This window comes from Mycobacterium sp. Dal123C01 (genome assembly GCF_052566995.1).
This window is the reverse complement of record NZ_CP199580.1, coordinates 726,619-751,620: the sequence shown is the minus strand read 5'-3', so window position 1 is coordinate 751,620 and position 25,002 is coordinate 726,619. Positions and strand designations below refer to the sequence as shown.

Genomic DNA, 25,002 nt, shown 5'->3' with positions numbered 1-25,002 from the left:
CATGTCGTCAGCATCGAAACCGTCGAGCACCTACGACGTCGTCGTCGTTGGCGCCGGCGTCGCCGGCTCCGTGATCGCCAGCCGACTATCGGCCCAGCCCAGCACCCGCGTGTTACTGCTCGAAGCCGGCCGCGCGACTCCGCCGCCGGCCAGCGCGACTCCGCAGTTGTGGCCCACGATGATCGGCGGCCCCGCCGACTGGGGCGACTGGACCACCGTGCAATCGGCGACCGGGTCGTCAGTGCGGCTGGTCCGAGGACGGGGCATCGGTGGGTCCTCGTCCACCAACGGCATGATGTTCGTCCGCGGACACCGGACCAGCTACGCCGCGTGGGAGCAAGTCGGCGTCAAAAGCTGGGGATACGACGACCTGCTGCCGTACTTCAAGCGCAGTGAAACCGCCGTCGGCGGCGATCGGGCGCTGCGCGGCGATAGCGGCCCGATGAAAATCGCCCCGATCGATCCGCTGCATCCGGTCATCGCCGCCGGCCTCGACGCCGCGGCGCAGTGCGGATACCGCAGGGCTACCGACATCAGCGCGGGATCCGAAGTCGGCTTCGGCCCCACCTTCAACAACATCGCGGACGGAAAGCGGCTCAGCGCCGCCGACGCTTACCTGCTGCCGGCGCTGAGCCGGCCAAACCTGGAGTTCGTCGCCCAGGCCACGGTGCACCGGCTCCGGATCGAGAACGGTCGCTGCACCGGGGTGGAATACAGCACGGCAGACGGGACGCCGATCTCGATCGCGTGCTCGGGTGAAGTGGTGTTGGCCGCGGGCACGATCGGCTCGGCTCAGCTACTGATGCTGTCCGGAGTTGGCCCGGCGCAACATCTTCGGGACGTCGGCGTCGGTGTCACGCTCGACCTGCCCGGCGTGGGGTCCAATTTTCACGACCACGTCATGGCACCGGTGGTGTACAGCGGCGCCCGGCCGTTAGCGCCGGGTCACGGCGGTCACGGCGAGGCCATCGGATTGATCCAAACCGAGTACGCCGGCGAGGGTCCCGACGTCCAACTGCTGTTCATCGATTCCACCGGCATCGGCTTGCCGGGCGACGACGGCAGCGTGGCCGGCTACGTGATTGCGGCTTCGGTCATACAGCCATACAGCCGCGGCAGCGTACGGCTGTCGGGACCGAATCCCGGCGTGTTGCCGATCGTCGACCCGAACTACTTCGGCGACGAGCGCGACCTGCGCACCCTGGTCGCCGGCCTGCGGGTGGCCCGAAAGATCGGCGCCGCAAGTGCATACGACCCGTGGCGCGGCGCCGAAGTCGCACCCGGGCCCGACGCCGAGGACGACGAAGCCTTGGGCAATTTCGCGAAGGCCGCGTATCAGTCGTATTTCCATCCGGTGGGAACGTGCGCGATGGGCGATACCGACATGTCGGTCGTCGACAGCGAATTGCGGGTGCACGGGATCAGCGGCCTGCGGGTCGCCGACGGATCCGTCATGCCGTCGATCCCGTCGGCCAACACGGCCGCGACGGTCTACGCGATCGCCGAACGGGCCTCAGAGCTGATCGGCGGGTGAGGACGCGGCTTGGCCATCGCGCGCGATCACACTCTCGCGGCGAGGTTGCACGCTGGCACATGACATTGCAGATCCGCGAGCACTGGATCTGCGAACTGTTCGTCGGTCGCCGGAGGTCCTAGTAATGAGTCGTCGCTAGCTTTCCGTGTCGACTCCCAGGTAGGCGTCGGCCCAGGCGCCGATGATCCGGCCTGCCCGATGCGCTTGGCCGCGGGCGGTGAGCAGGTGATCGGAGCCCTCGAGCGAGACGAAGCTGCGCGGGTGACGCGCCAAGCGGAAGATCTCACTCGCATTCTCGATGCCGACGGTGTTGTCGGTGGGCGAGTGCAGGATGAGCAACGGCAGGCGCAAGCTTTTGATCTTGTCGTGCAGGTGAGCCGTGCGGACATCCTCGACGAATGCCCGCTTGAGGGTCAGCTTGCGCCCACCGACCAGCCACTCGACGCTGCCCTCGGATAAGCAGCGGTCGACCACTGCGTCGTAGTGCTTTTCGACGTGGCTGGGGTCGACGGGCGCCGCCACCGTGACGACCGACCGCACGCCCGGCGACCGCATGGCCGCCGCGATCACCGCCGAGCCGCCCCATGAATGCCCGACCAGGATGTCGGCCGGAGTCTGGTGGTCGGCCATGAACTCGCATGCCTGGACGATGTCGTCGACCTTGACGGTGAACGACCCGTCACCCCAGTTCCCGTCTGAGCCACCGAGACCCAGCGCGTCGAAGCGCAGCATGCCGATGCCGTCCGCGGCCAGTTGCTTGCAGATCCGGGCCGCGGCCGGACAGTCCTTGCCGAGCGTGAAGCCGTGCGCGAACACCCCCCAGCCGCGCACCGCGGTTTCCGGCACCTCGATGATCCCGGCCAGATTCGCGCCCGTGGAGCTTTGGAACGTGACACGTTCGCCCATGGTGGAGATCTAACCTGTCCCGCGCTGTGCCCGTAAGGTCTGGCGGCCGCAGCCGGCGTCGCCGCTCGGCCAGAGTCGCCGCTCGGCGAAACGACAGGAATTTGCTGCGAGGTCGGCTTAGGATTTGCTCATGCCGCTCGCGGTCGGCCAAGAATTCGCGGGATACACCGTCCTGCAGGTGCTCGGTGCCGGTGCGATGGGCACCGTCTACCTGGTGCAGCACCCGCGGTTGCCGCGCCAAGACGCGTTGAAGGTGCTTTCGGTCGACCTGACGACCGACCCGCAATTCCAAACCCGGTTCCTGCGCGAAGCCGATATCGCGGCCACCCTGTCGCATCCGAACATCATTGGCATTCACGACCGGGGCGTGTCCGGCGACCAGTTCTGGATCGCCATCGACTTCGTCCGTGGCACCGACGCGGCCAAACTGCTGCACGAACACTATCCGCGCGGGATACCAGTCGGCGTGACGATGCAGATCATCGATGCGGTGGGATCCGCACTGGACTACGCGCACCAGCGGGGCCTGCTGCATCGTGACGTCAAGCCGGCCAACATCTTGATCGCTGACCCGGGGTCGGACTCGCAGCGGGTGTTCTTGGCCGACTTCGGGATTGCGCGGCATGTCGACGACACGGGTCTGACCGCGACCAACATTGCCGTCGGCACGGTTGCCTACGCGGCGCCCGAGCAGTTGACGATTGAGATGATCGATGGACGCGCCGATCAATATGCGTTGGCCTGCACCGCATTCCACTTGCTCACGGGTTCGCAACCCTACGACCACTCCAGCGCCGCGGTCGTCATCGGCAAGCATGTGATGGCTCCGCCGCCGCCGATCGGCGAACGCATTCCGGAGTTGGCGCGACTCGACCCGGTGTTCGCCAAAGCGATGGCCAAGAAACCGGCCGATCGCTTCGCCCGGTGCCAGGACTTCACCCACGAGTTGCAGCGTGCGCTGGACGCGGGGGTCGACACCACGCGACTGGCGCCGCGGGGCGCCGATGCCACTCAGCTGGCGCCGTTGTCGATGCCCGCGGCACCGCCGACGCCGCCATCTGCCGCCAAGCCGGCGACCCGGCGCACCCGCGTCGTGGTTGCCATCGCCGCGGCCGTGGCGTTGCTGATCGCTGGTGGGATTTTCGCGGCGGTCAAACTCACCGGAAACCCTGGTCCGAACGCGGCCGCGCCGAAAGCCCAGCCGGCCAACAGCGGCCCCTTCACCGGCGCCTACACCGCAGACTTCGGCCCGAAGCTCGACGTTCTGGGTAAGGAGGTGCCGAACGCCCCGCCGCCCGGAAAAGAAACGTGGAATCTGCGGTCAGCGTGCGGCACCGGCGGCTGCGTGGCCACCGCAAAGAAAACTGCCGGCCCTTTTACCGCCCACGCGGCGGACATGACCTTCGATGACATCGCGGGCCGCTGGGTAGCGGTATACCTGCAACCCACGAAGTGTCTGGGCCGCGACGTCGACGAGTGGACTTTCATCTGGCTCCAACCACGTCCCGACGGCAGCATGTCCGGCGAATGGATATCGGATGCCATTGACTGTTACAGCAAGCGAAGTGTCACCTTCACCCGGAATGGCGACACCGACGTCGCCAGCCTGCCGGACCCAGCCGCCCAGCCCGGCCGGGTGGTATCCGCGGGACAGGGGCTGCACGGCGTTTACCACTCGTCGGTCAAATTCCCGAGTGGCGGTAGTCCACCCGACCAGGATTTCCGGGTGGACACCGCCTGCCTGCGCACGGGGGACCGCTGTATAAGCCGTTTAGTGCTCACCGATGGCAGTGGCGGCATCCTGCTATTTTTTGCCAACGGTGCTTGGACGCGAAACAACGAAGACGACTACAAGTGCGGGGATGGCACCGAGCACCGCAAGATCAGCACCGTATTCCCCGCGCCCACCCCACCCCAAGACCCGATAGCGCAACTCACCGGGCGTGGCTACAAAGAGACAACCGGTAGTTCCTGCAAAGGCGGGGATTTCCAACAGGTTCTCAACCGCACCGGAAACTAGCAGCGGCCGTTTATTCCAAGCGAGAGGTTGCAGCACGCCATGAAACTGCTCAAGGCATTGTGTTGGATTCTGCTCGCGCTCACCTTGCTTGCCGTGCTGGTGATGGTGCTGCGGCCATCACTGGCTACTCAAGCCGGAGCCGCTCAAACCGGGCTTCTCCTCCTGTTCGTCATCTTGCATGCGTGGCTGGGTTACACCGCCCGGGGCATGGCCGCATTCGTCGTCATCGCCGGCGTTGTCGCTTTCACCTTGGAAGCAATCAGCATCGCCACCGGTTTCCCGTTCGGCTCCTACACCCACCACCTGCCCGGTCTGAAACCCCTGGGCGTCCCGCTCGTGGCCCTCGCCGGCTGGATCATGTTCAGCTGGCTGGCCTGGGCACTGGCTCGGCTGATCATGCGGCCCGTCGCCGCCGTGGCTGTCGGTGGCGCCGAACGCTTGACGACTCCCATCGTGGCAACGTTCATTCTCGGCGGCTATGACCTTGTCAACGACCCGATCGGGGCGACGGCGCACAACTGGTACTCCTACGACAATCCGACCGGCGCGCTGGGGGTACCGCTGACCAACTACCTCGGCTGGCTTCTGACCGGCTGGGTGATCTTTCAGCTCGTCGCGCTCATCGAACCCAGATTCCCCGGCCGCCCCGTCACCCAAAGCCGCGCCTACTGGCTGCTGCCCTGCCTGTTCTGGCTTTCCACCACAGCTCAGGTCTTCGACAGCCTGATCCATCCGACCGACGGCGTCGTGGTTCGCGGCGGCAAGACCATTGTGATCGCCGATGTATACGAATCATGCGCGTCAGCAGCGCTATTCACCGTTGTCTTCACGGGAATCACGGCGCTGATCCGTGTCTACAGTCGGCCCTCACAGCCAGTGCCCCGCTGATTCACGTTCTCGTTGGCGCGGCGCAGTCTTCGCGCTACCGGCTTGTGACACCGTCGTGACGCTTTCCGTTTCAAGGGATTTCAAACGTCACCGTTTGGACACGGCGCGGTGCGGCGCGCGTCGTGTTCTACATGCGCCACTAACAATGGGGGCGTTGCCGAGGGGCGACTGGGGTTTTGGCTAGGTGTTCTGCTGCACGAATGAAGGAGTTGGACGTTGATGACGATCTTCGATCGATTCACCATCGGAGTTGTTGCTGGCGTTGGGTTATGCGGTGCGGCCATAGCGTTGAGTCCGGACGCGGCAGCCGTCCCATATATGACCGGCGGCGGGGCATGCATGTACGGGCAGGCTGGCGAGGCCGGCGCCCCGGCAGCCGGGGGACCGGTAGGAGCCGCGGGAGCGGCAGCCTGTGCTCCACTGACTGACATGGCCGGTATTCCGATGGCGGTGCCAGGGCCGGCAGTTGTACCGATTCCGGCTGGCGCCCCGCTGATTGCGCTCGGTCCGCCTCCGGTGCCGCTGGGTGCGCCCTTGCCGTTGGGTGCTCCAATCGGTGCTCCGTTGCCGCTCGGGGCTCCGCTGGTTGCCCTGGATGGCGTCCCGGTCGCCCCCCTGATTGACATGTCTGGGGTCAAGGACGCGCCGACCGGCCCGGCGCCCACCGGTGGGCCGGTCGCTGGTCAGCCGGTTTCGCCCGGTCCCTCGCCCGTACACGGAGGCTGATTCCCGATCGGATTGACAGGCCCGCTGGGTTTACCCAGCGGGCCTGTCCCGTTGTGGGGGTGTGTATCTCATTGCGCGCAATCGCCCTACGCGGGCCCTGCAGGAGATTATGGCGATCTCAACACGATCATCAATGTCAGGGAAAAGCCTGTGCGACAACGGTATTACGACAACGGTATTGCGACGCACGTGGACCGTGGGTGCTAGTCCTGCACAACCACCGGGTCGCCGACGCTGACCTTGTTGTAGTACCACTCGGCGTCATCGGGGCTCAGGCTGACGCAGCCGTGGCTGACATTGTCCAACCCGAGCGAATTGACCGCCCACGGAGCTGAGTGCACGAAGAGGCCGTGGTGGCTGATACGGACGGCGTAATTGACTGTCAGCAAGTAGCCATCGGGATCGTCGACGGGGATGCCGACGCTGCTCGAATCCATGGTGATTGTGCGTTCCTTGGACAGAACGGTGTAGGAGCCGACCGGGGTCGGGTACTCGGGCCTCCCCAACGAGGCCGGCATCACGCCCTGTTCGCCAAAGTGCGGGCGGTGGTGCGGCGCCGGCAGTGTCTCCGGCGGCCCGGCCTCGGCTCCGTCGATGCTCACGGTGAAGGTGTGCTGCGAGATGCTGGCAAGACCGATGACGGCAGGACCCGTTTTGATTTCCGTGGGCTGGCCTTCAACCGTTAGGGCGATCGTGGTGTGTGCTGGCCAGTACCGGTCGGGAGTCCACTGCACCACTTTGTTGTCGAGCCATTCGTACTTGCCGGTCATCGCGGGCGTCGACTTGATCTGGAGGGCGCGCTCGGCCGCGCGACGGTTGGCGACGGGCGCGCGGAAGGTCACCACCAGGGGGTGCGCCACACCGACCACCTGGCCGCGCGATGGTAGAAGTGACGCGATCGGAAACGCGTACGACTCGCTCGCCGCTGCCAGACTCACATCGGCCGGCACCGGCAGACTTACGATGGCGCTGCCCGCGACCACGCTCGCGCCAATCCCGATGACAGCAACGGCACACCGAAATCCTGCGCTCATGGCCCCAATTCCTTTTACCTGGCAGAGTTGCAATAGTGATCGTAAAGGTGCGCTGAGCTGCGGAAGCGCAAGGGCGCGTGACTAATTGATCAAGTGTCGGTCACGATTTGGCCACAGCGGGCTGATCTGTCAACGTGATGGTGCGCGGGGAGAAGTCTGTCGTCAGCAGAGGAGAACGGTGTGGCCGCACGTTGGTTTCGACCGATTGGACTGGCCGCTGCCATGACGATGAGCGCGATGGCCTGTGCGGGCACGGCGCTGGCAGCGGCGCCTCCGGCACCGGGGATCCAGGTCAGTGATGGAATCACCAGGTGCACCGCGGGTTTCGCGGCCCAAGGAAATGACGGTAGCTACTACCTATTTACCAGTGGACATTGCAACCACGGCTCGCCATTCACCTACGAAGAGAATGTCCCGCTCGGAAATGTCACCTCCAGCGAGGAAGAGGGTGACCGACGAGACGCCGCGATCATCCGCCTTGACCCGGGCGTCGGAGTACCGGTGGGTGATGTCGGTGGCCAGCGCGTCCGGGGCGTATTGAGCGCTTCGCAGATCAAGGCGGGTATGCCGTTCTGCAAGCTCGGCGCGTTTACCGGTGAGACCTGCGGCACCGTCAAAAGCATCGACGACGAAGTCATCGAAGCCAACGTGTTCGCCCAGCCCGGTGACAGCGGTGGTGCGGGTTATGTGAAGAACGCGGACGGCACCGTGACAGCGGTCGGCATCGTGATGTCCACGTCGCTCGCGGGTGACCCCAACACCACGTACTTCGTCATGGTGCAGCCACTGCTGGGCAGGTGGGGCGTGCACATCGTCGTCTGACGCTCGCTTGAATTGTCAAGAGGTTAGCCCGCTCGTTGGCGTAGTGACCCGGTAGACCTCGACATCCTCGGGCAGGCCCTTGAGGCGTTGTGGTCCAAGGCTCTCGAAGGTCAGGCCCGATCCGGCAGAGAGATCGCGGACCGTGCGGCTGGCCAGAACCTCACCCGAACCTGCCAACGCGCCGATGCGAGCGCCGGTGTGCACCGCCATGCCGCTCCACTCATCGCCGCGCCGCTCGCATTCACCGGTGTGGACGCCCGCCCTGATCCGGATACCACTAGTGGCGAGGGCTGGGATCAGTTCCAGCGCACAGCGGGTGGCCTTGGTCGGCCCGTCGAAGAGCGCGAAGATCCCATCACCCGTGTGTTTTGCCCGGCGGCCGCCGTACTTCTCCAACAACCAGTCGACGACTTTGTCGTGTGTATTGAGCTGGCGACGCCAGTGTGCATCACCGCCAGCACTGAGCAGTTCGGTGGAACTGACTATGTCGGTGAACAGCGCCGTCTTGACCATTCGTTCGTCGACGGCGGTGCTCGATGTACCGCAGACGAACTCTAGGATGGCCGAACCCACCACGTCATCCACGAGCGCGTGCGGCCCCTCGGGCAGTCTCTTGATCTGGGCCCCGGGAATCGCAGCCGCCAAGGCCGTCGCGCCCTCAAATGGCGCGATTCGATCATTTGGCCTGGCCAGGACAAGAGTGGGCGCGCGAATGGAACCAAGAATGCCGCGAACGTCGATCTCGAGGAGTGCCTGCCAGAGCCAGGCGGCCATCGTTGGGCTCGCGCTCACCCGTTGATACCGGCCGTAGAGCTCGTGAAATCCTGGAATGTCAGCAATCTCGCCAAAGAACAGCTCAGCGAGAACACCTTCACCCCAATGACTTTCGATAGCTTCCAGATGCTCGGCCTTCTCCTGGGCGCTAAACCCCCAGGGCCAATCCGGCAACTCCTGAGAAAACCGTGGCGCCACGCCGTACATCACCAGTGAATGAACGCGTTCCGGGTACGTCGCCGCGAATAAGAGGCTCATGGGCCCACCCTCGGACATACCAAAAAGGACCGGGCGATCGACCTCCGCGGCGTCGAGGACGGCATGAAGATCGTCCATTCGCTCGTCGAGAGGAGGCACCTGGGTGGCCGGATCGGAGAGGCCGGTGCCGCGTTTGTCCCACACTATGGTTCGGGTGACCTCCGCCAGCTGTTCGACGACGGTTGTGATGGGACTTCCGGGTTCGTCGACAAGGTCGACGTTGCTGAACCAACCGGGGTTCCACACCAGCGTCGTCTCACCCTCTCCGAACTCGCGGTACGCGAGCCGGACCGAGCCGTTGCGTGCGTAGCGAACACGTTGGTCGCCCATATCGACATCTTGGCACCACCGAGGTCGGGAGGTGCCGTAGTCGGAGGGATGAGTCTGCGGGCGCCCACCGGTCTACAAAGGCATGGGCGGCGGAGCCACCGAGAGCCTCGGCGATTGGTTCACACTTCCGGTGCCCCTAGATCCGCGCAATCATGCGCTGGCGGGTGATGTGGTTCAACAAGTCTCGCGCTGCGCCTGGCGACGGTGTCGGGCCACCGAGCCAGATCGCCCTAAGCTCACGCCTCAGATCCAGGCCGGCAACGGGTATGACTCGCAACCGGTTCAGCGTGAGGTCATCGGCGACAGAAAGGCGACTCACTACCGCCGGGCCTGCACCGGCGAGAACGGCCGCGCGGATAGCGGTCGTTGACGGCAATTCGATCGCGGGCGGAGCCTGCTCCGCGGCCGCCCCGAGGCCACGTTGCAGCGCGGCGGACAGCGACTCACGAGTCCCCGATCCGGGTTCTCTCGACACCAATGGGGCGAGGCGGAGTTCGTCCGGTGACAATGGCCTCGAACGGCGGGCCCATTTGTGGCTCGGGGGGACGATCACCACGAGTTCGTCCTGGGCTATCACTCGATTACGCAACCCTTTTGGGGCGTCCGGCCCTTCGATAAATCCCAGATCGGCCTCACCTTCCCGTACCGCATGGATTACCTGATCGCTGTTCGTCGTGACCAAGACGATGTCAGGTGGGCGAGTCCCGTGTTGTTTCGCGTCGTCGCGTATAGACACCAACCACCGCGGCAGGAGTTGTTCTGCGATGGTGAGGCTGGCGGCGACCTTGAGCCGCCGATGGCTTTCCTGGCGCAACATCGCGATCCCCGCATCGAGACGCTCAGCGACGCCAAGAAGCTGTTCGGCCCATTCGGCAACCATTGAACCTGTCGAGGTAAGGGTCGATCCCCGAGCGCCGCGCGTCACCAACCTCAGGCCAGTCAGGCTCTCCAGCGAGCTAAGGCGTGACGTGACCGCCTGCTGTGACAGACCCAACTCGCGGCCTGCGGCCCCCAGGCTGCCGGTGCGCGAAATGGCCAGCAGGACCTCAAGAGCCCCAAACTCAGGCATTCGCGCGCTCAGCACGACATCCCAGGGTATCAGCGCCGTTCGCAAGCAGTCAGCCACAAGTCAATCTTGTGGATCGTCAAGGACAAGGCCGCTAGTGAATAGCTGCGTAGCGGCGAATCATCAGAAATATCAACATATTCACGTCACTTGGCAGCGAGTGCCAGCGTCCGTGAGGAGCAGGGTGCGCGTTGATGCCGATCAACGACGCCGACCAATGAGGAGTTTGATTATGACCGAGTATGTCTGGACTGTTATCGGTGCGGGACCCGCCGGGATTGCGACGGTCGGCAGACTGCTCGACCACGGCATCGAACCTGACGAAATCGCTTGGGTTGATCCAGAGTTCACCGTGGGTGACTTCGGTACCCGCTGGCGAGGGGTTTCCAGCAACACCCGCGTCGCGGGGTTTCTCAACTACTTCGCCGCGTCCCCAGCTTTTTGTTTCGCCGAGGCGCCGCGTTTCGACCTCCATGACCTCGATCCCGAGCTGACATGCCAACTCGGCCTGGTGGCCGATCCGCTCATGTGGGTATTGGGCAGGCTCGCTGAGCAGGTCAAGACTCATCGTACTTTCGCGACGGAGTTGCGTCTCCACCAACGCCATTGGATCGTGACCACCGAGGAGGGCAGTCTCACGTCGTCAAACGTGGTTCTCGCGGTTGGTGCGACTCCCAAGAAGCTCGATCACCCCGGTCTTGAGGAAATCCCACTCGAAGTTGCCGTGGATCCCAATAAGCTTGCCCGGCAAGCCCTGGACGCGGCCACGGTTGCCGTCTTCGGCTCATCGCACTCAACGATATTGGTGTTGCAAAACCTACTGGCGACACCGGCGGCGAAAGTAGTCAACTTTTACATCGAGCCCCATAAGTACGCAGTTGAATTCGAGGACTGGACACTGTTCGACGACAGCGGCCTCAAAGGGCAGGCGGCCTGTTGGGCCCGCGAGAACATCGATGGGGCTCTGCCGCGCCGGCTCCAACGCTGCCTGGTTGGCAGTGCGGGATGCGACGAGCTGCTCAATCAATGCGACCGAGTGGTCTACACCGTCGGATTCGAACGCCGGCCGCTTCCATTGACGCCGCAGTGGGGTCGCCTGCAACACAACGCAGCTAACGGAATCATCGCTCCGGGGCTGTTCGGGATCGGCATCGCCTTCCCTGGGTATCGGATCGATCCGATGGGCTACGGGGAGTATCGCGTCGGACTGCAGAAGTTCATGCGGGACCTAAATGAAAGCCTGCCGATCTGGCTGCGCTACGGCACCTGATCCAGCCGCGCCGTTGAACGTCTCAGCGACGGCGTTGCTGACCGCTCGAAAGCCGGGTACGGGCGTCCTCGGCGATTCGTCGTTCGATCGCCAAGTTGTCCGGGACCGAGTTAAGTGCTCGCTCGCTCGATCCTGTGCCCCAAGTCGTCTAGTTCGTCGAGTACAAGGCTTGCTCCCCATACCTGGTCTCGTTTGCGGTCAGTCAATGGGCGTAGAACGCCGGTGTCGTGCAGTCGTTTTATTGCGGCGAACACGCTGCTTCGAGGTGCATCGACAAGTGATGCGACGTCGTCGGACGAAACGATCGGCGTCGACGGCAATAGCAGGAGTAGTTTGTCGGTCGCGCTGTGACGCCTAATCGGTCCGACCATGTTTCGCCACTCAACTGGTATCTCAGCCAGACGCTCTGCAGTAGTGCGTGATTCGGCGGCAGCAGTCTTTGATGAGTTCGCGAATGTGACGATCAGTGGGCGTAGGTCGCCGGCGCGGTATGTGTTGAGCGCGCCGAAGTAGCGCTCTCGGTGAGCAACAAGCGCCGATGCCAGAGGGACAACGAGGCGCGTTGTTGCTCCCCTCCGCCTAAAGATGGTGTTGACGAGTGCCCGGCCGATGCGGCCGTTGCCGTCGGTGAAGGGGTGGATTGATTCGAACTGTGCATGCGCGATGGCGGCCTGAATCAGAACGGGAATGTCGGTTCGGTTCGCGAACTCCATGAGGTCGTCCATGTACGCGTGCACCGTGTCTGGCGGTGGTGGAACGTACAGCGCGTCTCGCGGCGAGTAGTCGCTTCCGCCGATCCAGTTCTGGACAGTCCTTATTTGACCAGCGTGCTGCCCCTCTGTCGGATCTTCTCGCATCAGCGCCTCATGTGCGCGCAGGATCGCGGACGTCTGTACGGGGGCATCTCGATCGACGCTCGCGATCATTTCGTTTAGGGCGGTGGTCGCCGCCACCATCGAGACCGCGCTCGAATTGCCTCTTCCGCCGTGCAACGCGCGCGCGTAGTCGTCCAAGCTTGCTTCAACGCGCTCAATTTTCGAAGACGCCACCGATTCTGTTCGAAGTAGGAGAGTGCTGAGCGCTGCGAGGTGGGTTCCGTGCGTGCTGTCGAGTCGAGAAATCTCGCTCATGGCGGCTTCGAGTTCGACAGCGATATCCCCGTCGATGTTGGCGTCGATCTTGGCGATGTAGGGGGGAAGCGACACTGCGACGGAACGAAGTGTCCTGTCCTCGCGGGTGCCACCCCTTTGGGTCTGTTCCCACGGGCGTCGCTCTGCGCTGTGGCTAGGCCACGCATCTCTGGGTTGCATAGATGTCTCCTAACTCGGACTAACTATAGCGTTAGTCCGAGTTAGGTCGATAAATCGGACTTTGGTGCGCATTAGTCCGGGTTACGAGAGCGACCATCATGGGTGCACGCGCGGTCGACCTGGGGGTTTGGCAGCCGTCTGTGCCGCTGCACGCGGTCCGACACCTTCACCGGACCGGGCTGCCGCGGGGCTGCCGTGACACTTTCTACCGGGTTGTGACAACGTCGTGACAGCGAGCCGGAGTTTCGAACAAATCGAACAGCGTTGTCGCAGTTCGTCGTGGAGCCGATGACGGGAATCGAACCCGCGTATTCAGCTTGGGAAGCTGATGTTCTGCCATTGAACTACATCGGCGCGGTTGCCCCAGAAGGCTAGCACCCGAGCTCGGGACCAGCCGAAACAGTTGAACAGCGACGCCGGAATACGGTTATTCCGTCAAATTTAGAAAGCCCACATTTATTCTTTCGTTATTGTGTCGTAATGTGCTCTGGGTGGGTCGGCATAGATTAGCCAGGAAGCGGCGCAAGTCACCAGCAGTCCTGGCTGCGGTGCTGGCCCCCGCTGCAGTGTTCTTCGCGGTGGCCGGAGATGTCGGTCCATTTGCCGCCCCCGCCCAAGCCAAGCCCGTTATTAGCAACGCTGCGCCGTCCTACTTGGAAATCGTCGCGGCAGAATCGAATTTGCCGCATAGCGCGACGGGTTTGGGTTTCCGCGATAGTCAGCCGGCCGCATCGAGATACCACGTCCGATCCCGCTTCTTGCCCGTCGGGCTCGCGTCGGAGCAGGGTCTGCAGGTGAGAACGATCCTGGTGTCCCGCAGTATCAGCGTGACGTTCCCTGAGATTCACGAAATCGGCGGTGTCCGACCGGATCCGCTGCCCTGGCATCCCCTTGGCTTGGCGTTGGATGTGATGATTCCCAATCCCTCGTCGCCGCAGGGCATCGCGCTGGGCGACGAGATCGTCGCGTACGTGCTGAAGAACGCGAAACGATTCGGAATACAGGACGCGATTTGGCGCGGTGTCTACTACACGCCCACTGGGTCCCAAGCGAGCCGGCTCGGTCACTACGACCATGTCCACGTCACGACTACCGGCGGCGGCTACGCCAAAGGCGGGGAGATGTTTCTCGCCGACTGAGGGCGAGGCAACAAGCGTTGCGCAACTAGATAGGCTCGTCGCGTGCTGCTCTCCGATCGTGACCTCAGGGCCGAAATCTCCGCCGGCCGGTTGGGCATCGACCCGTTCGACGACGACCTGGTGCAGCCCTCCAGCGTTGACGTTCGCCTCGACAGCATGTTCCGGGTGTTCAACAACACCCGCTATACCCACATCGACCCCGCCAAGCAGCAGGACGAGCTGACGACGCTGGTTGAACCCGCCGCCGGAGAGCCATTCGTCTTGCACCCGGGCGAGTTCGTGCTGGGCTCGACCCTGGAGCAGGTCGGGTTAGCCGATGACCTCGCGGGGCGACTGGAAGGGAAGTCGTCGCTGGGGCGGCTGGGGCTGCTGACGCACTCGACCGCGGGCTTCATCGATCCCGGCTTCACGGGTCACATCACCCTCGAGCTGTCCAACGTCGCCAACCTGCCGATCACCCTGTGGCCCGGCATGAAGATCGGCCAGCTGTGCATCCTGCGATTGACCAGCCCGGCCGAACACCCTTACGGCAGTTCCCGGGTCGGCTCGAAGTACCAGGGCCAGCGGGGACCGACGCCGTCGCGCTCCTATGAGAACTTCATAAGAACTACATAGCTTCGCCAGGGTGCCCGCACAGGCTTTCTGCGGGATTATTAGGTAGTCAATGGTTTCTCCTCCGCCCGAGCCATGCTCGGCAGCAACACCTTTGGAGGGGGTTGGTTTTGGATATCGTGCTCGGGGTGTCGATCGCACCGGCGTCGGTCCAGATGGTCGTGGTCGAAGGCGAAAATGCCGACGGCGCTTTGGTCGAAGAGGACGGGTTCCACGTCGGCGAGACCGATGACACAGAACCCACCGCCGTGCCCGATCGGGTGATCTCGGCAATCCTGGGCACCCGCGAGGGCGCGGCCGATGCCGGCCTTGAGCTGTCCTCGATCGGGGTGACCTGGACGGACGAGCTGCATGCGACCGTGCTGCGGGACGCGCTGGCCGCCTACAAGCTCGAGAACGTGATGCTGGTCTCGGCGTTCCTGGCCGCTGCTGCGCTCGGCCAATCCGTTGGCGGCGCAATGGGTTACGACAGCACCGCGGTGCTTTTCGTGGAGCCCGACACCGCGACGTTGGCTGTCGTCGCGACCTCAGATGGTTCCATCGCCGAGGTCTACCGAGAACAGCTCGATCCGGACTCCGACGACGAGGCCACCGCACAACTGACCGGGATGATCTCGGGGCTCGACGAGCTGGAATCGGCTCCCGGTGGGGTGTTTGTGGTCGGCTCGGACGTCAACATCGCCGCAATCAAGCCGGCATTGGATTCCGCGACCTCACTTATTGTGAGCGCGCCAGAAGAGCCCGAGACGGCGCTGGCCCGCGGGGCGGCGCTGGCGTCGGCGAATGCCCCGTTGTTCGCCTCGTCGACCGCGGCGCTGGCTTACGCGCAAGACCCGGGCACCGGTGCCGTCGACCCGTCGGCGATGCCCGAATACTTCGGCGTCTCCTACCTTCCCGGAGGCGCCGGGCGGGGCGACGACGAACTCGCCTACAGCCTGCTGGCCGACGAGGACGCCGACGCTCCAACCGTCGTGATCAACCCGATTGACCTGGTCGATCCGGGCGAGGCCCAACCGCGTCGCAGGCCGGTGCTGCTGCTCGGCAGCGGGATGGCGGTGGTTGCCATCAGCGCGGTGGTCGCCCTTGAGATCGCACTGGCGATCGGTATCCGTACGACGGACATAGCGCTGCAGCCCACCCCGCGCGAAAACCTCATCGTCCCAACCCAACCGGCCCCCGCGCCGCCACCGGTTCAGGCGTCCGCTCCGAAGCCGGAAATCAGTGCGCCCCGGCCGATGGCCGCGCCTAAGCCGATGAATCCGGCGTTTGCAGCGCCGCTGCCGGCGGCCCCGCTTCCCGCGGCTCCGCCCCTGCCGGCGGCCCCGGCCCCGGCCCCGGCCCCGGTCCCTGTGCCGGTACCGGTCGTGCTTCCTCCGGTGCTGCCGATTCCCGTGCACGTACCTACTCCGGCTTGGGTCATGAGCCCGCCGGTGATCCAGGGCCCGCCGCGCTTGGTGCCGCCGCAACCCGTGCTGCAGCAGCCGCCCATCCATATCCCCGAGCCGCAGTCGCCGGAACCCGGCTGGGGCACAAGCCCGCAGTCGCCCCCGCATCAAACTCCTCCAGAGTCGGGCCCGTCGCCCAAGCCGACTGGACCTGGCGGCCAGGGTGGCGGGCATGTTCCCCCTCCGGGCACGGGTTCCGGTGGCGCCAATGGCGGCGGTCCCGGCAACCTGCCCGGCTCGGGTCCGGGCGGTCCCGGCAGCGGCCCTGGTCACCTTCCTGGCACGGGTCCCGGCGGGCCCGAAGGCGGTGGTCCCGTTCACCTTCCCGGCGGCGGTCCCGGTGGTGAGGGTGGCGGCGGTCCCATCGGCGGTGGGCCTTCGGGTGGACCCTTCGGCGGTGGTGGCCATGCTCCGAGCGGTCCCATCGGTGGTGGGCCCATCGGAGGTGGACCGTTCGGCGGAGGCGGCCATGCTCCGAGCGGACCCGGCGGTGGCGGGCCCTTCGGAGGCGGCGGACCTATCGGTGGTGGGCCTTCGGGTGGGCCGTTCGGCGGTGGTGGCCATGCTCCGAGCGGGCCCATTGGCGGTGGCGGACCCTTTGGCGGAGGTGGAGCTCCAAGTGGCGGCTTCGGTGGAGGTGGCCATGCTCCGAGCGGGCCCATTGGCGGTGGCGGGGCTCCGGGTGGCGGGTTCGGCGGCGGTGGCCACAGTGGTGGCGGATTCGGTGGTGGCGGCGGCGGTGGCGGCTTTGGCGGCGGCCACAGCGGTGGTGGCGGCGGTGGCGGCCACAGTGGCGGTGGTGGCGGTCACCACTAGGTCGTTACCGCGCCTAACGATCTGCGAGTAGGGTCGAATCGTCGCGGCCGAGCAATTGACCGCAGCGCAGCGAATTAACTCAGGGGGAGTTTCAACACGGTGGTGGACATCGTCCTCGGCGTCTCGATGGCGTCGACGAAGGTCCGCATGGTGCTCGTCGAAGGGGAAAGCGCCGACGGTGTCACTGTCGACCAGGACGACTTCGACGTCGCCGGTGCGGCGCCCTTCAGCGCGCCCTCTCAGGTCATCTCGGCCATCTTGGGCACTCGCGAAAGCGCCACCGGCGGCGGCTTCCAGCTGCTAGCGAGCGGGGTGACATGGACCGATCACGTCCAGGCCGCGTTGCTGCGCGATGCGCTGATCGCCCACAAGATCGAGAACGTCATGCTGGTCTCGGCCTTCATGGCCGCGGCCGCGCTGACCCAGGCAGTCGGCGACGCCACTAACTACGCACGTACCGCGCTGCTGTTCGTCGAGCCGTATACCGCCACCCTGGCTGTGGTCGACACCGCTGACGGCTCGATCACCGATGTCCATCGCAGAGTTCTCGCTGACGACGAAGGCCAGGCGGTGGCCGAGCTCGTCGAATTGGTGGCCGGCGCTGAAACGCTCGAAATGGACCCGGCGGGCGTCGTCGTCGTCGGTTCGGGCGTCGACATCCCGCTGATCAAACCGGCGTTGGAGGCCGCGACTTCGCTCGAGTTATCGGTACCCGACGAGCCGGAGATGGCCCTCGCGCGGGGTGCGGCGCTGGCGTCGGCGAATGCGCCGTTGTTCGCCTCCTCCACCGCGGCGCTGGCTTACGCGCTCGACCCCGGCACCGGCGAGATGGATCCGTTGGCGCTCGCCGGACAGTCGCCGGGACTCCTCCCCGGGTATCTGCCCGAATACCGAGCGGCTGCCGCGGCCGCCGCCGATGCCGGCAAAGGCCCGGGCAACGTCGCCTACAGTGCCGTGCGGGATGAGGACGCCGATGCCCAGACCGTCATCGGTCTCGATGAGGACGCGCAACGCCGCAAATCCATTGTGCTGGTGGGCAGCATGCTGGCGGTGATATTCATCACCGCGGTGGTGGCGCTGGAGATTGCGCTGGCAATAGGCATCCGCCCGACGGTCGCTTTGCGGCCAGATCCCAACGAAAACATCGTCGTCCCAGCGCATTCCGCACCGCCGCGTGCGGCTTCGGTCCCGAAGCCGAGAGTCGCGACGCCGGCGCCCGTCGCAATACCCCATCCGATGAACGTGCCGGCTCCGATCCCCGCGGCGCCGCGGGTGCTTGCGCCGCCGGTGATCGTTCCGCCGGTGATCGTTCCCCGCGTGCCTGTTCTCCGGCCTCCAGCACCCCGTGGACCCTTCGGCGGAGGACCCGGTCCCCGCGGTCCGTTCGGCGGCGGTCACGGCCCGTTTGGAGGTGGTCCGTTCGGTGGCGGTCACGGCCCGTTCGGAGGTGGACCCTTCGGGGGCGGGCATGGTCCGTCTGGAGGTGGACCCTTTGGCGGCGGTCATGGCCCGTTCGGCGGGGGTCACGGTCCCTTCGGAGGTGGTCATGGTCCGTTCGGCGGCGGGCATGGATTTGGTGGTTTCGGGGGTGGCCACGGATTCGGTGGATTCGGGCACCGCTAGCCGTCTCGTCGCGGACACGGCCCGCGGAACGCGCGTAAAATCGTGGCGCCGGGGGAATACAGGACGGGGATTCACAACGTCTCGAGGTGGCCGGAGCCTGCGATGACGTCGAATCCCGCACCAGTGGTAAGCAAAAGACGATGGAGGGGCTTTGGACACCGTACTTGGCGTGTCGATGGCGCCGACAGCAGTCCGGATGGTGCTGGTCGAAGGCGAAAATGGCGATGGCGCCACCGTCGATGAAGACAATTTCGATGTCGCGTCCGACGATGACGCCGCAACGACCTCTGCCGCGGACCAAGTTGTCTCGGCGATCTTGGGAACCCAGGAGGGTGCTGCCCAAGGCGGCTACCAGCTGACGTCGACGGGAGTCACCTGGACCGATCCCATCGAGGCTGCCGCGCTGCGCGATGCGCTGGCCGCGCACAAGGTCGAGAATGTGATGTTGGTCTCGGCCTTCCTGGCCGCGGCCGCCCTGGCGCAGGCTGTCGGCAACGAGACCAACTACGCGCAGACCGCGCTGTTATTCATCGAACCCGACACCGCGACGTTGGCGCTCGTCGACACCGCCGACGGGTCGATCGGCGACGTGCACCGCCAGGCCCTGCCCGAGGACGACGACGCGGCGGTGGCCCAGCTGGCAACGATGGTCTCGGAAGCGGAGGCGCTGGAAACGCGCCCAGGCGCCGTGTTCGTCGTCGGCTCCGGCGTCGATCTTCCGCTGATCAAGTCGGCCTTGGAGGCCGCAACCACGCTCCCGCTGACGATGCCCGAGGAGCCCGACACCGCGCTGGCTCGCGGAGCGGCGCTGGCGTCGGCGAATGCGCCGCTATTCGTGTCGTCGACCGCCGCGCGGGCATACGCGCAGGACCCGGGGACCGGCGCCCTTGACCCGTTCGCGATCGCCCCCGGCTACTTCGACATCCCGGATTCCGGCGAGGACGCGCTGGCGTACAGCGCGATCCCCGATGACTATGCCGACACCTATACCGGTGAGCACACCGCCGCGACTGAGCTTGCTGACTATCACGAACCCAGGTCCTTCGGCTTGGTTGGCAGCGCGGTGGCCGCGGTCTTCATCGTCGGGGTGGCGGCGCTGGTCGTTTCGCTGGCGATCGCGATCCGGCCGACGGCCGGTGTGAAACCCGTTCCAGGCCACAACATCGTCGCCCCCGCCCAGGGGATCCCGGCGCCGGCAGCTCCGGCACCGGCGGCTCCAGCCCCTGAGGCGGCCCCGATTCCCGCTCCGGCGCCTGTTCCTGAGGCCCCCGCTCCTGTCCAGGTCCCCGACGCGCCCGCGCCCATCCCTGTCCAGCTGCCGGCGGCGCCTGCACCAATACCCGACGCTCCCGCTCCGATTCCGGTGCCGGAGGCCCCAGCTCCCGCGCCGGTGGCGCCGATTCCCATCCCGATCCCACTGCCCATACCCCCGATCATCGGCGGGCCGTTCGGCCCTGGTGGTGGCGGGTTCCCCGGTAACCAGGGTCCCGGTGGCCACGGCGGTTTCCCCGGTAACCAGGGTCCCGGTGGCCACGGCGGATTCCCCGGTGGCCCCGGCGGTGGCGGCTTCCCCGGTGGCGGTCACGGTGGTGGTGGCTTCCCCGGCGGTGGTGGATTCCCAGGTGGCGGCGGCCACGGTGGTTTCGGTGGCGGTCACGGCGGCGGTGGTCACCGGTAACTCGCCAGCGGCCACCTGTCACCTTCCGTTTGCCTCCCGCTCAGCGGCGCGATGCAATTAGCTCATGGCGGCCACCTACACCGGACGTATGCGATGCACCGTCTTCGGCACTGGCTATCTGGGCGCCACGCACGCAGTCGGGATGGCGCAACTGGGGCACGAGGTCATCGGTGTCGATATCGACCCAGGGAAAGTCGCCAAGCTGGCCGCGGGTGACATCCCCTTCTACGAGCCGGGTCTGCGAGAGCTGCTGACCGAAAACTTGGCTGCCGGGCGACTGCGGTTCACCACTGACTACGACTTGGCGGCCGATTTCGCCGACGTGCATTTCCTGGGCGTCGGCACGCCGCAAAAGAAGGGCGAATACGGCGCCGACCTGAGCCATGTCCACGCCGTCATCGACAATCTCGTACCGCGGCTGACCAGAGCGGCCGTCCTGGTCGGTAAATCGACTGTCCCCGTCGGCACCGCCGCAGAGCTGGCCGAGCGGGCCGCTGCGCTGGCACCTGCGGGAGTCGATGTCGAAATCGCCTGGAATCCAGAGTTCCTGCGTGAGGGGCACGCGGTGCACGACACCTTGGAGCCGGACCGCATTGTGCTTGGCATCCAGCAGGATTCGGCGCGCTCGGAGATGGTGATCCGCGAGTTGTATGCGCCGCTCCTCGACGCCGGTGTGCCGTTCCTGGTAACCGATTTGCAGACCGCGGAATTGGCCAAGGTTGCGGCCAACGCTTTTCTCGCGACCAAGATTTCGTTTATCAACGCGATCTCCGAGGTGTGCGAGGCGTCGGGTGCCGACGTCACGCTGCTGGCCGACGCGCTCGGATACGACTCGCGGATCGGACGCAAATTCCTCAACGCGGGCTTGGGTTTTGGCGGTGGCTGCCTGCCCAAGGACATCCGGGCGTTCATGGCCCGCGCGGGCGAGCTGGGAGCCAACCAGGCGTTGACGTTCCTGCGCGAGGTGGACAGCATCAACATGCGCCGGCGCACCAAAATGGTTGAGCTCACCACCGCGGCGTGTGGTGGTTCGTTGCTGGGCGCCAACATCGCCGTGCTCGGTGTGGCTTTCAAGCCCGAGTCCGACGATGTGCGCGACTCGCCGGCGCTCAACGTCGCGGGCCAGCTGCAGCTCAACGGGGCCGCGGTCAACGTCTACGACCCGAAAGCCCTGGAGAACGCGCGCCGCCTGTTCCCGACGCTGAACTACGCGGTGTCGGTGAATGAGGCATGCGAGGGTGCGGACGCGGTTTTGGTGCTGACCGAGTGGCAGGAGTTCACCGACCTCGACCCCGACGACCTCGCCGACGGGGTGCGGGCGCGAGTCGTCGTCGACGGTCGCAACTGCCTGGACGCCGACCGTTGGACGCAGGCGGGCTGGCGAGTGTTCCGGCTCGGAGCGCGGCGGCCCTAAGTCGGGCGGGTAGCCTGACTTCGTGGATTACGCGGCCGCCTTTTTGGAGGAAAACCGCGCATTTTCGGAGCTTTTCCGCGATGTCGACGAGTCCCAGCCGGTGCCGACGTGCCCGGGCTGGAGCCTCAAGCAGCTGTTCCGCCATGTCGGCCGGGGCGATCGCTGGGCCGCGCAGATCGTCCGGGATCGAGTCGACCAGCCGCCCGATCTCCGCAGCGTCGAAGGCGGCAAGCCGCCGCCGGATCCGGCCGACGCGATCTCCTGGTTGCACGGCGGAGCGCAGCGGCTGCTCGACGCCGTCGAGCTGTCGGGTGTGGAGACGCCGGTGTGGACCTTTCTCGGGGAGCGCCCGGCGAACTGGTGGATCCGGCGCCGGCTGCACGAAACGTCGGTGCATCGGGCCGACGGGGCCATCGCGCTCGGACGCGAATTCACCCTCGACCCCGACGTCGCGGCGGACGGGATCACCGAGTTCCTCGAGCGAATCGCGATCCGGGCCGGCAGCAATGGCGCCCCGCTGCCGCTCGAGGACGGCAAAACCCTGCACCTGCACGCGACCGACCCCGGAATCGGCGAAGCCGGTGAATGGACGATCAACGTCGCCGACACCGGCATCGCCTGGTCACACGAGCACGGCAAGGGCAGTGCGGCGTTACGGGGCGGCGCCACCGAGCTGTTGCTGGCGATGGCGCGGCGAACGTCGCTCGCCGAGACCGGTATCGAGATATTCGGCGACGACACCGTGTGGCAAAACTGGCTGGAGCGCACGCCTCTCTAGCAACGCTGGGGAAATGACGTGCCAGGCAGGGGCACACGGTAATTTGCAGTCATGACCACTTCGGAGCTCGCCACCGTTATGGCTTGGCACGATGCCCTCAACACTTCCGACCTCGACACCCTGGTTGCCTTGTCCAGCGACGACATCGACATGGGCGAGGCGCACGGAGCCGCACAGGGCCACGAGGCGCTGCGCAGATGGGCCACCTCCCGCCAGGCGACCACGGAGCTCGGCCGGATGTATGTGCACGACGGCGTCGTCGTCGTCGAACAAAAGGTCGGCAGCCCCGACACTCCCGGGGTGGTCACCAACACGGCGTTGGCGTTCCGCGTGGTCCACGATCATGTCACCTCGGTATTCCGCCATCAGGACTTGGCGTCGGCGCTGGCGGCCACCGAACTCACCGACGCCGACGTCGTGGATTGAGGCATAGGAGCCCTACATGCGTGGAATCATCTTGGCCGGCGGTTCGGGCACTCGTCTGCACCCGATCACGATGGGTATCAGCAAGCAGTTGCTGCCGGTCTATGACAAACCGATGATCTATTACCCGTTGTCCACGTTGATGATGGCCGGCATCCGCGACATTTTGGTGATCACCACCCCCCACGACGCGGTCGGCTTTCAGCGACTCCTCGGCGACGGCTCGCAATTCGGTATCAACCTCAGCTATGTCAAGCAGGAACAACCCGACGGACTGGCACAGGCTTTCGTCCTCGGCGCCAAGCACATCGGCAATGATTCTTCGGCTTTGGTGTTGGGGGACAACATCTTCTACGGGCCGGGTTTGGGTACCAACCTGAGCCGCTTCCAATCCGTCAGCGGCGGAGCCATTTTCGCGTATTGGGTGGCGAATCCGTCGTCCTATGGTGTCGTCGAATTCGGCGACGACGGGATGGCGCTGTCGTTGCAGGAGAAACCGGAAACGCCGAAGTCGAAGTATGCGGTGCCGGGGCTGTACTTCTACGACAACGACGTGATCGAGATCGCCAAGGGCTTAAAGAAATCGGACCGTGGCGAGTACGAGATCACCGAGGTCAACCAGATCTACCTCAACCGCGGCCGGCTCTCGGTCGAGGTCTTGACCCGCGGCACCGCCTGGCTGGACACCGGAACGTTCGACTCACTGCTGGATGCCAGCGACTACGTCCGCACCCTGGAACGTCGGCAGGGCCTGAAGGTCGGCGTTCCCGAGGAGATCGCTTGGGTGCAGGGCTGGATCACCGACGAGCAGCTGGCGAAACGCGCACACACCATGGTCAAGTCTGGGTATGGGAGCTACCTGCTGGAGCTGATGGAACGGGGCTGACTTGAGCTAATGGGGCCCGGTTTGGCCAGCACCGCGGCGATCGCCGTCGTCAACGGCACCGACAGCGCCAGCGCGATTCCGCCGACCGCGGAGCGCACCAGTTCGATGGCCACGCTCTCGCTGATCAACACGTCGCCCAGCGACCGGTTGGCGACACTGAAGAGCAACAGCAGCGGCAGCGAGCTGCCGGCGTAAGCCAGCACCAGGGTGTACACCGTGCTGGCGATGTGATCGCGTCCCACCCGAATTGCGCTCAGGAATATCGCTCGCCGGGAGGTGTCGCCGCCGACATGGGCGAGCTCGAAGACGGTCGAAGCCTGCGTCACCGTCACATCGTTGAGCACACCCAGCGATCCGATGATGAACCCGGCGAGCAGCAGGCCGCTGATCGACACACTGCCCAGATACGCGCTGACCGTCGAGTTCTGTTCATCCGACAGGCCGGTCAAATGAGCCAGTCCGATTGCCGCCCAAGATAATCCGGCGGCCAGCAGCAACGACGACAAGGTGCCCAACAAGGCGGCACTGGTACGCAGGCTGACGCCGTGTGCCAGATAGATGACGACGTACAGGATCGCCGCCGACGCCACCAGGGACACCGGAACCGCGGGTGCACCGTCGCGCAGCGCCGGCAGCAAGAACACCACCAGCACCAGAAACGCGACCACGATGCCCACCAAAGCCAGCAACCCGCGCCAGCGCGCCACAGCCACGATGACCACCGCGAACGCCAGGCCCAGCGCGACCAGCGACCAGCCCCGCTCGAAGTCGTAAAACGCATAGGTGGTGGCGCCTTGGGCGTCGACCTGCCGCATGACCCGGATGTGGTCATCCGCCCTGAATTGCGGCTGACCGGGACCCGGGGAGGACTCCAACAGGGTTTTCGCGCCGGCATTCGGCCCAGAATCGATGGCGACCAGCGTTTCCACGCATCGTCCGGTGCCCGGAGCTCCCGGCTGCGGCGCTGTGGTGAGTACCTGACTGGCCGACGGGCTGCCGCAGTCGCCCAGCCCGCTGGACAGTACGTGCGCGCGCTGGGTGCTCACCGCCCCGCCCGTCGCGCTCTGAAACGGCATCGGGACGTCGACACGCTCGCGGCTCGGCCACAACAACACCGCAGCGGCGATCACGGCTATCCCGATCGCAGCCAGCAGCCCCACCACGATCTTGGCGGGCAGTGGCCCAAATGGGGACGGACCTGCCGACAGGTTGTGCGAGTGCGAGTGGGTCACCCGGTCCACCGTAGAGGC

At 65.5% G+C, this 25,002-nt stretch carries 21 protein-coding genes and 1 tRNA gene; 15 read left to right on the top strand and 7 right to left on the bottom strand.

Going from position 1 to position 25,002, the window contains the following annotated elements; translation table 11 throughout:
- Window position 1: 1 nt before the first annotated feature.
- Window positions 2-1,534: a GMC family oxidoreductase gene (locus ACTXG5_RS03615; RefSeq protein WP_445162392.1), complete on the top strand. Its 1,533-nt coding sequence runs from the start codon at window positions 2-4 to the stop codon at window positions 1,532-1,534.
- Window positions 1,535-1,669: 135 nt separating this feature from the next.
- Here the strand turns inward: ACTXG5_RS03615 and ACTXG5_RS03610 are convergent, their stop codons facing one another.
- Complete coding sequence (locus ACTXG5_RS03610) at window positions 1,670-2,440, bottom strand: alpha/beta hydrolase family protein (RefSeq protein ID WP_445162391.1); 771 nt, start codon at window positions 2,438-2,440, stop codon at window positions 1,670-1,672.
- 130 nt (window positions 2,441-2,570) lie between these two features.
- On the opposite strand from ACTXG5_RS03610, the gene ACTXG5_RS03605 reads away from it, so the two are divergent.
- The 3 genes from ACTXG5_RS03605 (at window position 2,571) to ACTXG5_RS03595 (ending at window position 6,074) form a co-directional block, all read left to right on the top strand.
- Entirely contained in the window at window positions 2,571-4,460 is a 1,890-nt protein-coding gene (locus ACTXG5_RS03605) for a serine/threonine-protein kinase (RefSeq protein ID WP_445162390.1), read from the top strand.
- A gap of 39 nt (window positions 4,461-4,499) precedes the next feature.
- Window positions 4,500-5,348, top strand: coding sequence for a carotenoid biosynthesis protein (locus ACTXG5_RS03600; protein WP_445162389.1), 849 nt, complete (start codon window positions 4,500-4,502; stop codon window positions 5,346-5,348).
- Window positions 5,349-5,567: 219 nt separating this feature from the next.
- The gene (locus ACTXG5_RS03595; protein WP_445162388.1) at window positions 5,568-6,074 is read left to right on the top strand and encodes a hypothetical protein; all 507 of its coding nucleotides are present in this window, start codon (window positions 5,568-5,570) and stop codon (window positions 6,072-6,074) included.
- A 203-nt stretch (window positions 6,075-6,277) separates the two neighbouring features.
- Here the strand turns inward: ACTXG5_RS03595 and ACTXG5_RS03590 are convergent, their stop codons facing one another.
- Complete coding sequence (locus ACTXG5_RS03590) at window positions 6,278-7,108, bottom strand: L,D-transpeptidase (RefSeq protein ID WP_445162387.1); 831 nt, start codon at window positions 7,106-7,108, stop codon at window positions 6,278-6,280.
- 222 nt (window positions 7,109-7,330) lie between these two features.
- Between ACTXG5_RS03590 and ACTXG5_RS03585 the strand changes: the two genes are divergently transcribed.
- On the top strand, window positions 7,331-7,930 hold the full coding sequence (locus ACTXG5_RS03585; protein WP_445164245.1) for a S1 family peptidase: 600 nt from the start codon (window positions 7,331-7,333) through the stop codon (window positions 7,928-7,930).
- Between the two features lie 15 nt (window positions 7,931-7,945).
- Here the strand turns inward: ACTXG5_RS03585 and ACTXG5_RS03580 are convergent, their stop codons facing one another.
- Both ACTXG5_RS03580 and ACTXG5_RS03575 read right to left on the bottom strand, forming a co-directional pair.
- A complete protein-coding gene (locus ACTXG5_RS03580) occupies window positions 7,946-9,292 on the bottom strand; it encodes an alpha/beta fold hydrolase (protein WP_445162386.1) in 1,347 nt (448 codons plus the stop codon).
- A gap of 136 nt (window positions 9,293-9,428) precedes the next feature.
- On the bottom strand, window positions 9,429-10,361 hold the full coding sequence (locus ACTXG5_RS03575) for a LysR family transcriptional regulator (RefSeq protein ID WP_445162385.1): 933 nt from the start codon (window positions 10,359-10,361) through the stop codon (window positions 9,429-9,431).
- Between the two features lie 229 nt (window positions 10,362-10,590).
- On the opposite strand from ACTXG5_RS03575, the gene ACTXG5_RS03570 reads away from it, so the two are divergent.
- Complete coding sequence (locus tag ACTXG5_RS03570; protein ID WP_445164244.1) at window positions 10,591-11,628, top strand: FAD/NAD(P)-binding protein; 1,038 nt, start codon at window positions 10,591-10,593, stop codon at window positions 11,626-11,628.
- Between the two features lie 110 nt (window positions 11,629-11,738).
- Here ACTXG5_RS03570 and ACTXG5_RS03565 read toward each other — a convergent pair whose 3' ends face one another.
- Together ACTXG5_RS03565 and ACTXG5_RS03560 are read right to left on the bottom strand one after the other, a co-directional pair.
- Window positions 11,739-12,833 (bottom strand): Fic family protein, encoded by a 1,095-nt coding sequence (locus tag ACTXG5_RS03565; RefSeq protein WP_445162384.1) that lies wholly within the window; start codon window positions 12,831-12,833, stop codon window positions 11,739-11,741.
- 385 nt (window positions 12,834-13,218) lie between these two features.
- Window positions 13,219-13,292, bottom strand: a tRNA-Gly gene (locus tag ACTXG5_RS03560).
- Window positions 13,293-13,429: 137 nt separating this feature from the next.
- Between ACTXG5_RS03560 and ACTXG5_RS03555 the strand changes: the two genes are divergently transcribed.
- From ACTXG5_RS03555 to rfbA, 9 genes are all read left to right on the top strand, one after another.
- On the top strand, window positions 13,430-14,077 hold the full coding sequence (locus ACTXG5_RS03555; RefSeq protein ID WP_445162383.1) for a hypothetical protein: 648 nt from the start codon (window positions 13,430-13,432) through the stop codon (window positions 14,075-14,077).
- 42 nt (window positions 14,078-14,119) lie between these two features.
- A complete protein-coding gene (gene dcd, locus ACTXG5_RS03550; RefSeq protein WP_445162382.1) occupies window positions 14,120-14,692 on the top strand; it encodes a dCTP deaminase in 573 nt (190 codons plus the stop codon).
- A 152-nt stretch (window positions 14,693-14,844) separates the two neighbouring features.
- Window positions 14,845-16,950 carry a DUF7159 family protein gene (locus ACTXG5_RS03545; protein ID WP_445164243.1) on the top strand — a complete coding sequence of 702 codons (2,106 nt, stop codon included), beginning with the start codon at window positions 14,845-14,847 and terminating at the stop codon, window positions 16,948-16,950.
- Window positions 16,951-17,049: 99 nt separating this feature from the next.
- Entirely contained in the window at window positions 17,050-18,573 is a 1,524-nt protein-coding gene (locus ACTXG5_RS03540; protein WP_445162381.1) for a DUF7159 family protein, read from the top strand.
- Window positions 18,574-18,724: 151 nt separating this feature from the next.
- Window positions 18,725-20,251 (top strand): DUF7159 family protein, encoded by a 1,527-nt coding sequence (locus ACTXG5_RS03535; protein WP_445162380.1) that lies wholly within the window; start codon window positions 18,725-18,727, stop codon window positions 20,249-20,251.
- An 88-nt stretch (window positions 20,252-20,339) separates the two neighbouring features.
- A complete protein-coding gene (locus ACTXG5_RS03530; protein WP_445164242.1) occupies window positions 20,340-21,665 on the top strand; it encodes a UDP-glucose dehydrogenase family protein in 1,326 nt (441 codons plus the stop codon).
- Window positions 21,666-21,687: 22 nt separating this feature from the next.
- Window positions 21,688-22,443: a maleylpyruvate isomerase family mycothiol-dependent enzyme gene (locus ACTXG5_RS03525; RefSeq protein WP_445162379.1), complete on the top strand. Its 756-nt coding sequence runs from the start codon at window positions 21,688-21,690 to the stop codon at window positions 22,441-22,443.
- Window positions 22,444-22,494: 51 nt separating this feature from the next.
- On the top strand, window positions 22,495-22,869 hold the full coding sequence (locus tag ACTXG5_RS03520) for a nuclear transport factor 2 family protein (RefSeq protein ID WP_445162378.1): 375 nt from the start codon (window positions 22,495-22,497) through the stop codon (window positions 22,867-22,869).
- Between the two features lie 16 nt (window positions 22,870-22,885).
- The gene (gene rfbA, locus ACTXG5_RS03515) at window positions 22,886-23,752 is read left to right on the top strand and encodes a glucose-1-phosphate thymidylyltransferase RfbA (RefSeq protein WP_445162377.1); all 867 of its coding nucleotides are present in this window, start codon (window positions 22,886-22,888) and stop codon (window positions 23,750-23,752) included.
- Here the strand turns inward: rfbA and ACTXG5_RS03510 are convergent.
- Window positions 23,722-24,984, bottom strand: coding sequence for a YibE/F family protein (locus tag ACTXG5_RS03510; protein WP_445162376.1), 1,263 nt, complete (start codon window positions 24,982-24,984; stop codon window positions 23,722-23,724). The genes rfbA and ACTXG5_RS03510 overlap by 31 nt on opposite strands.
- Window positions 24,985-25,002: the final 18 nt, after the last annotated feature.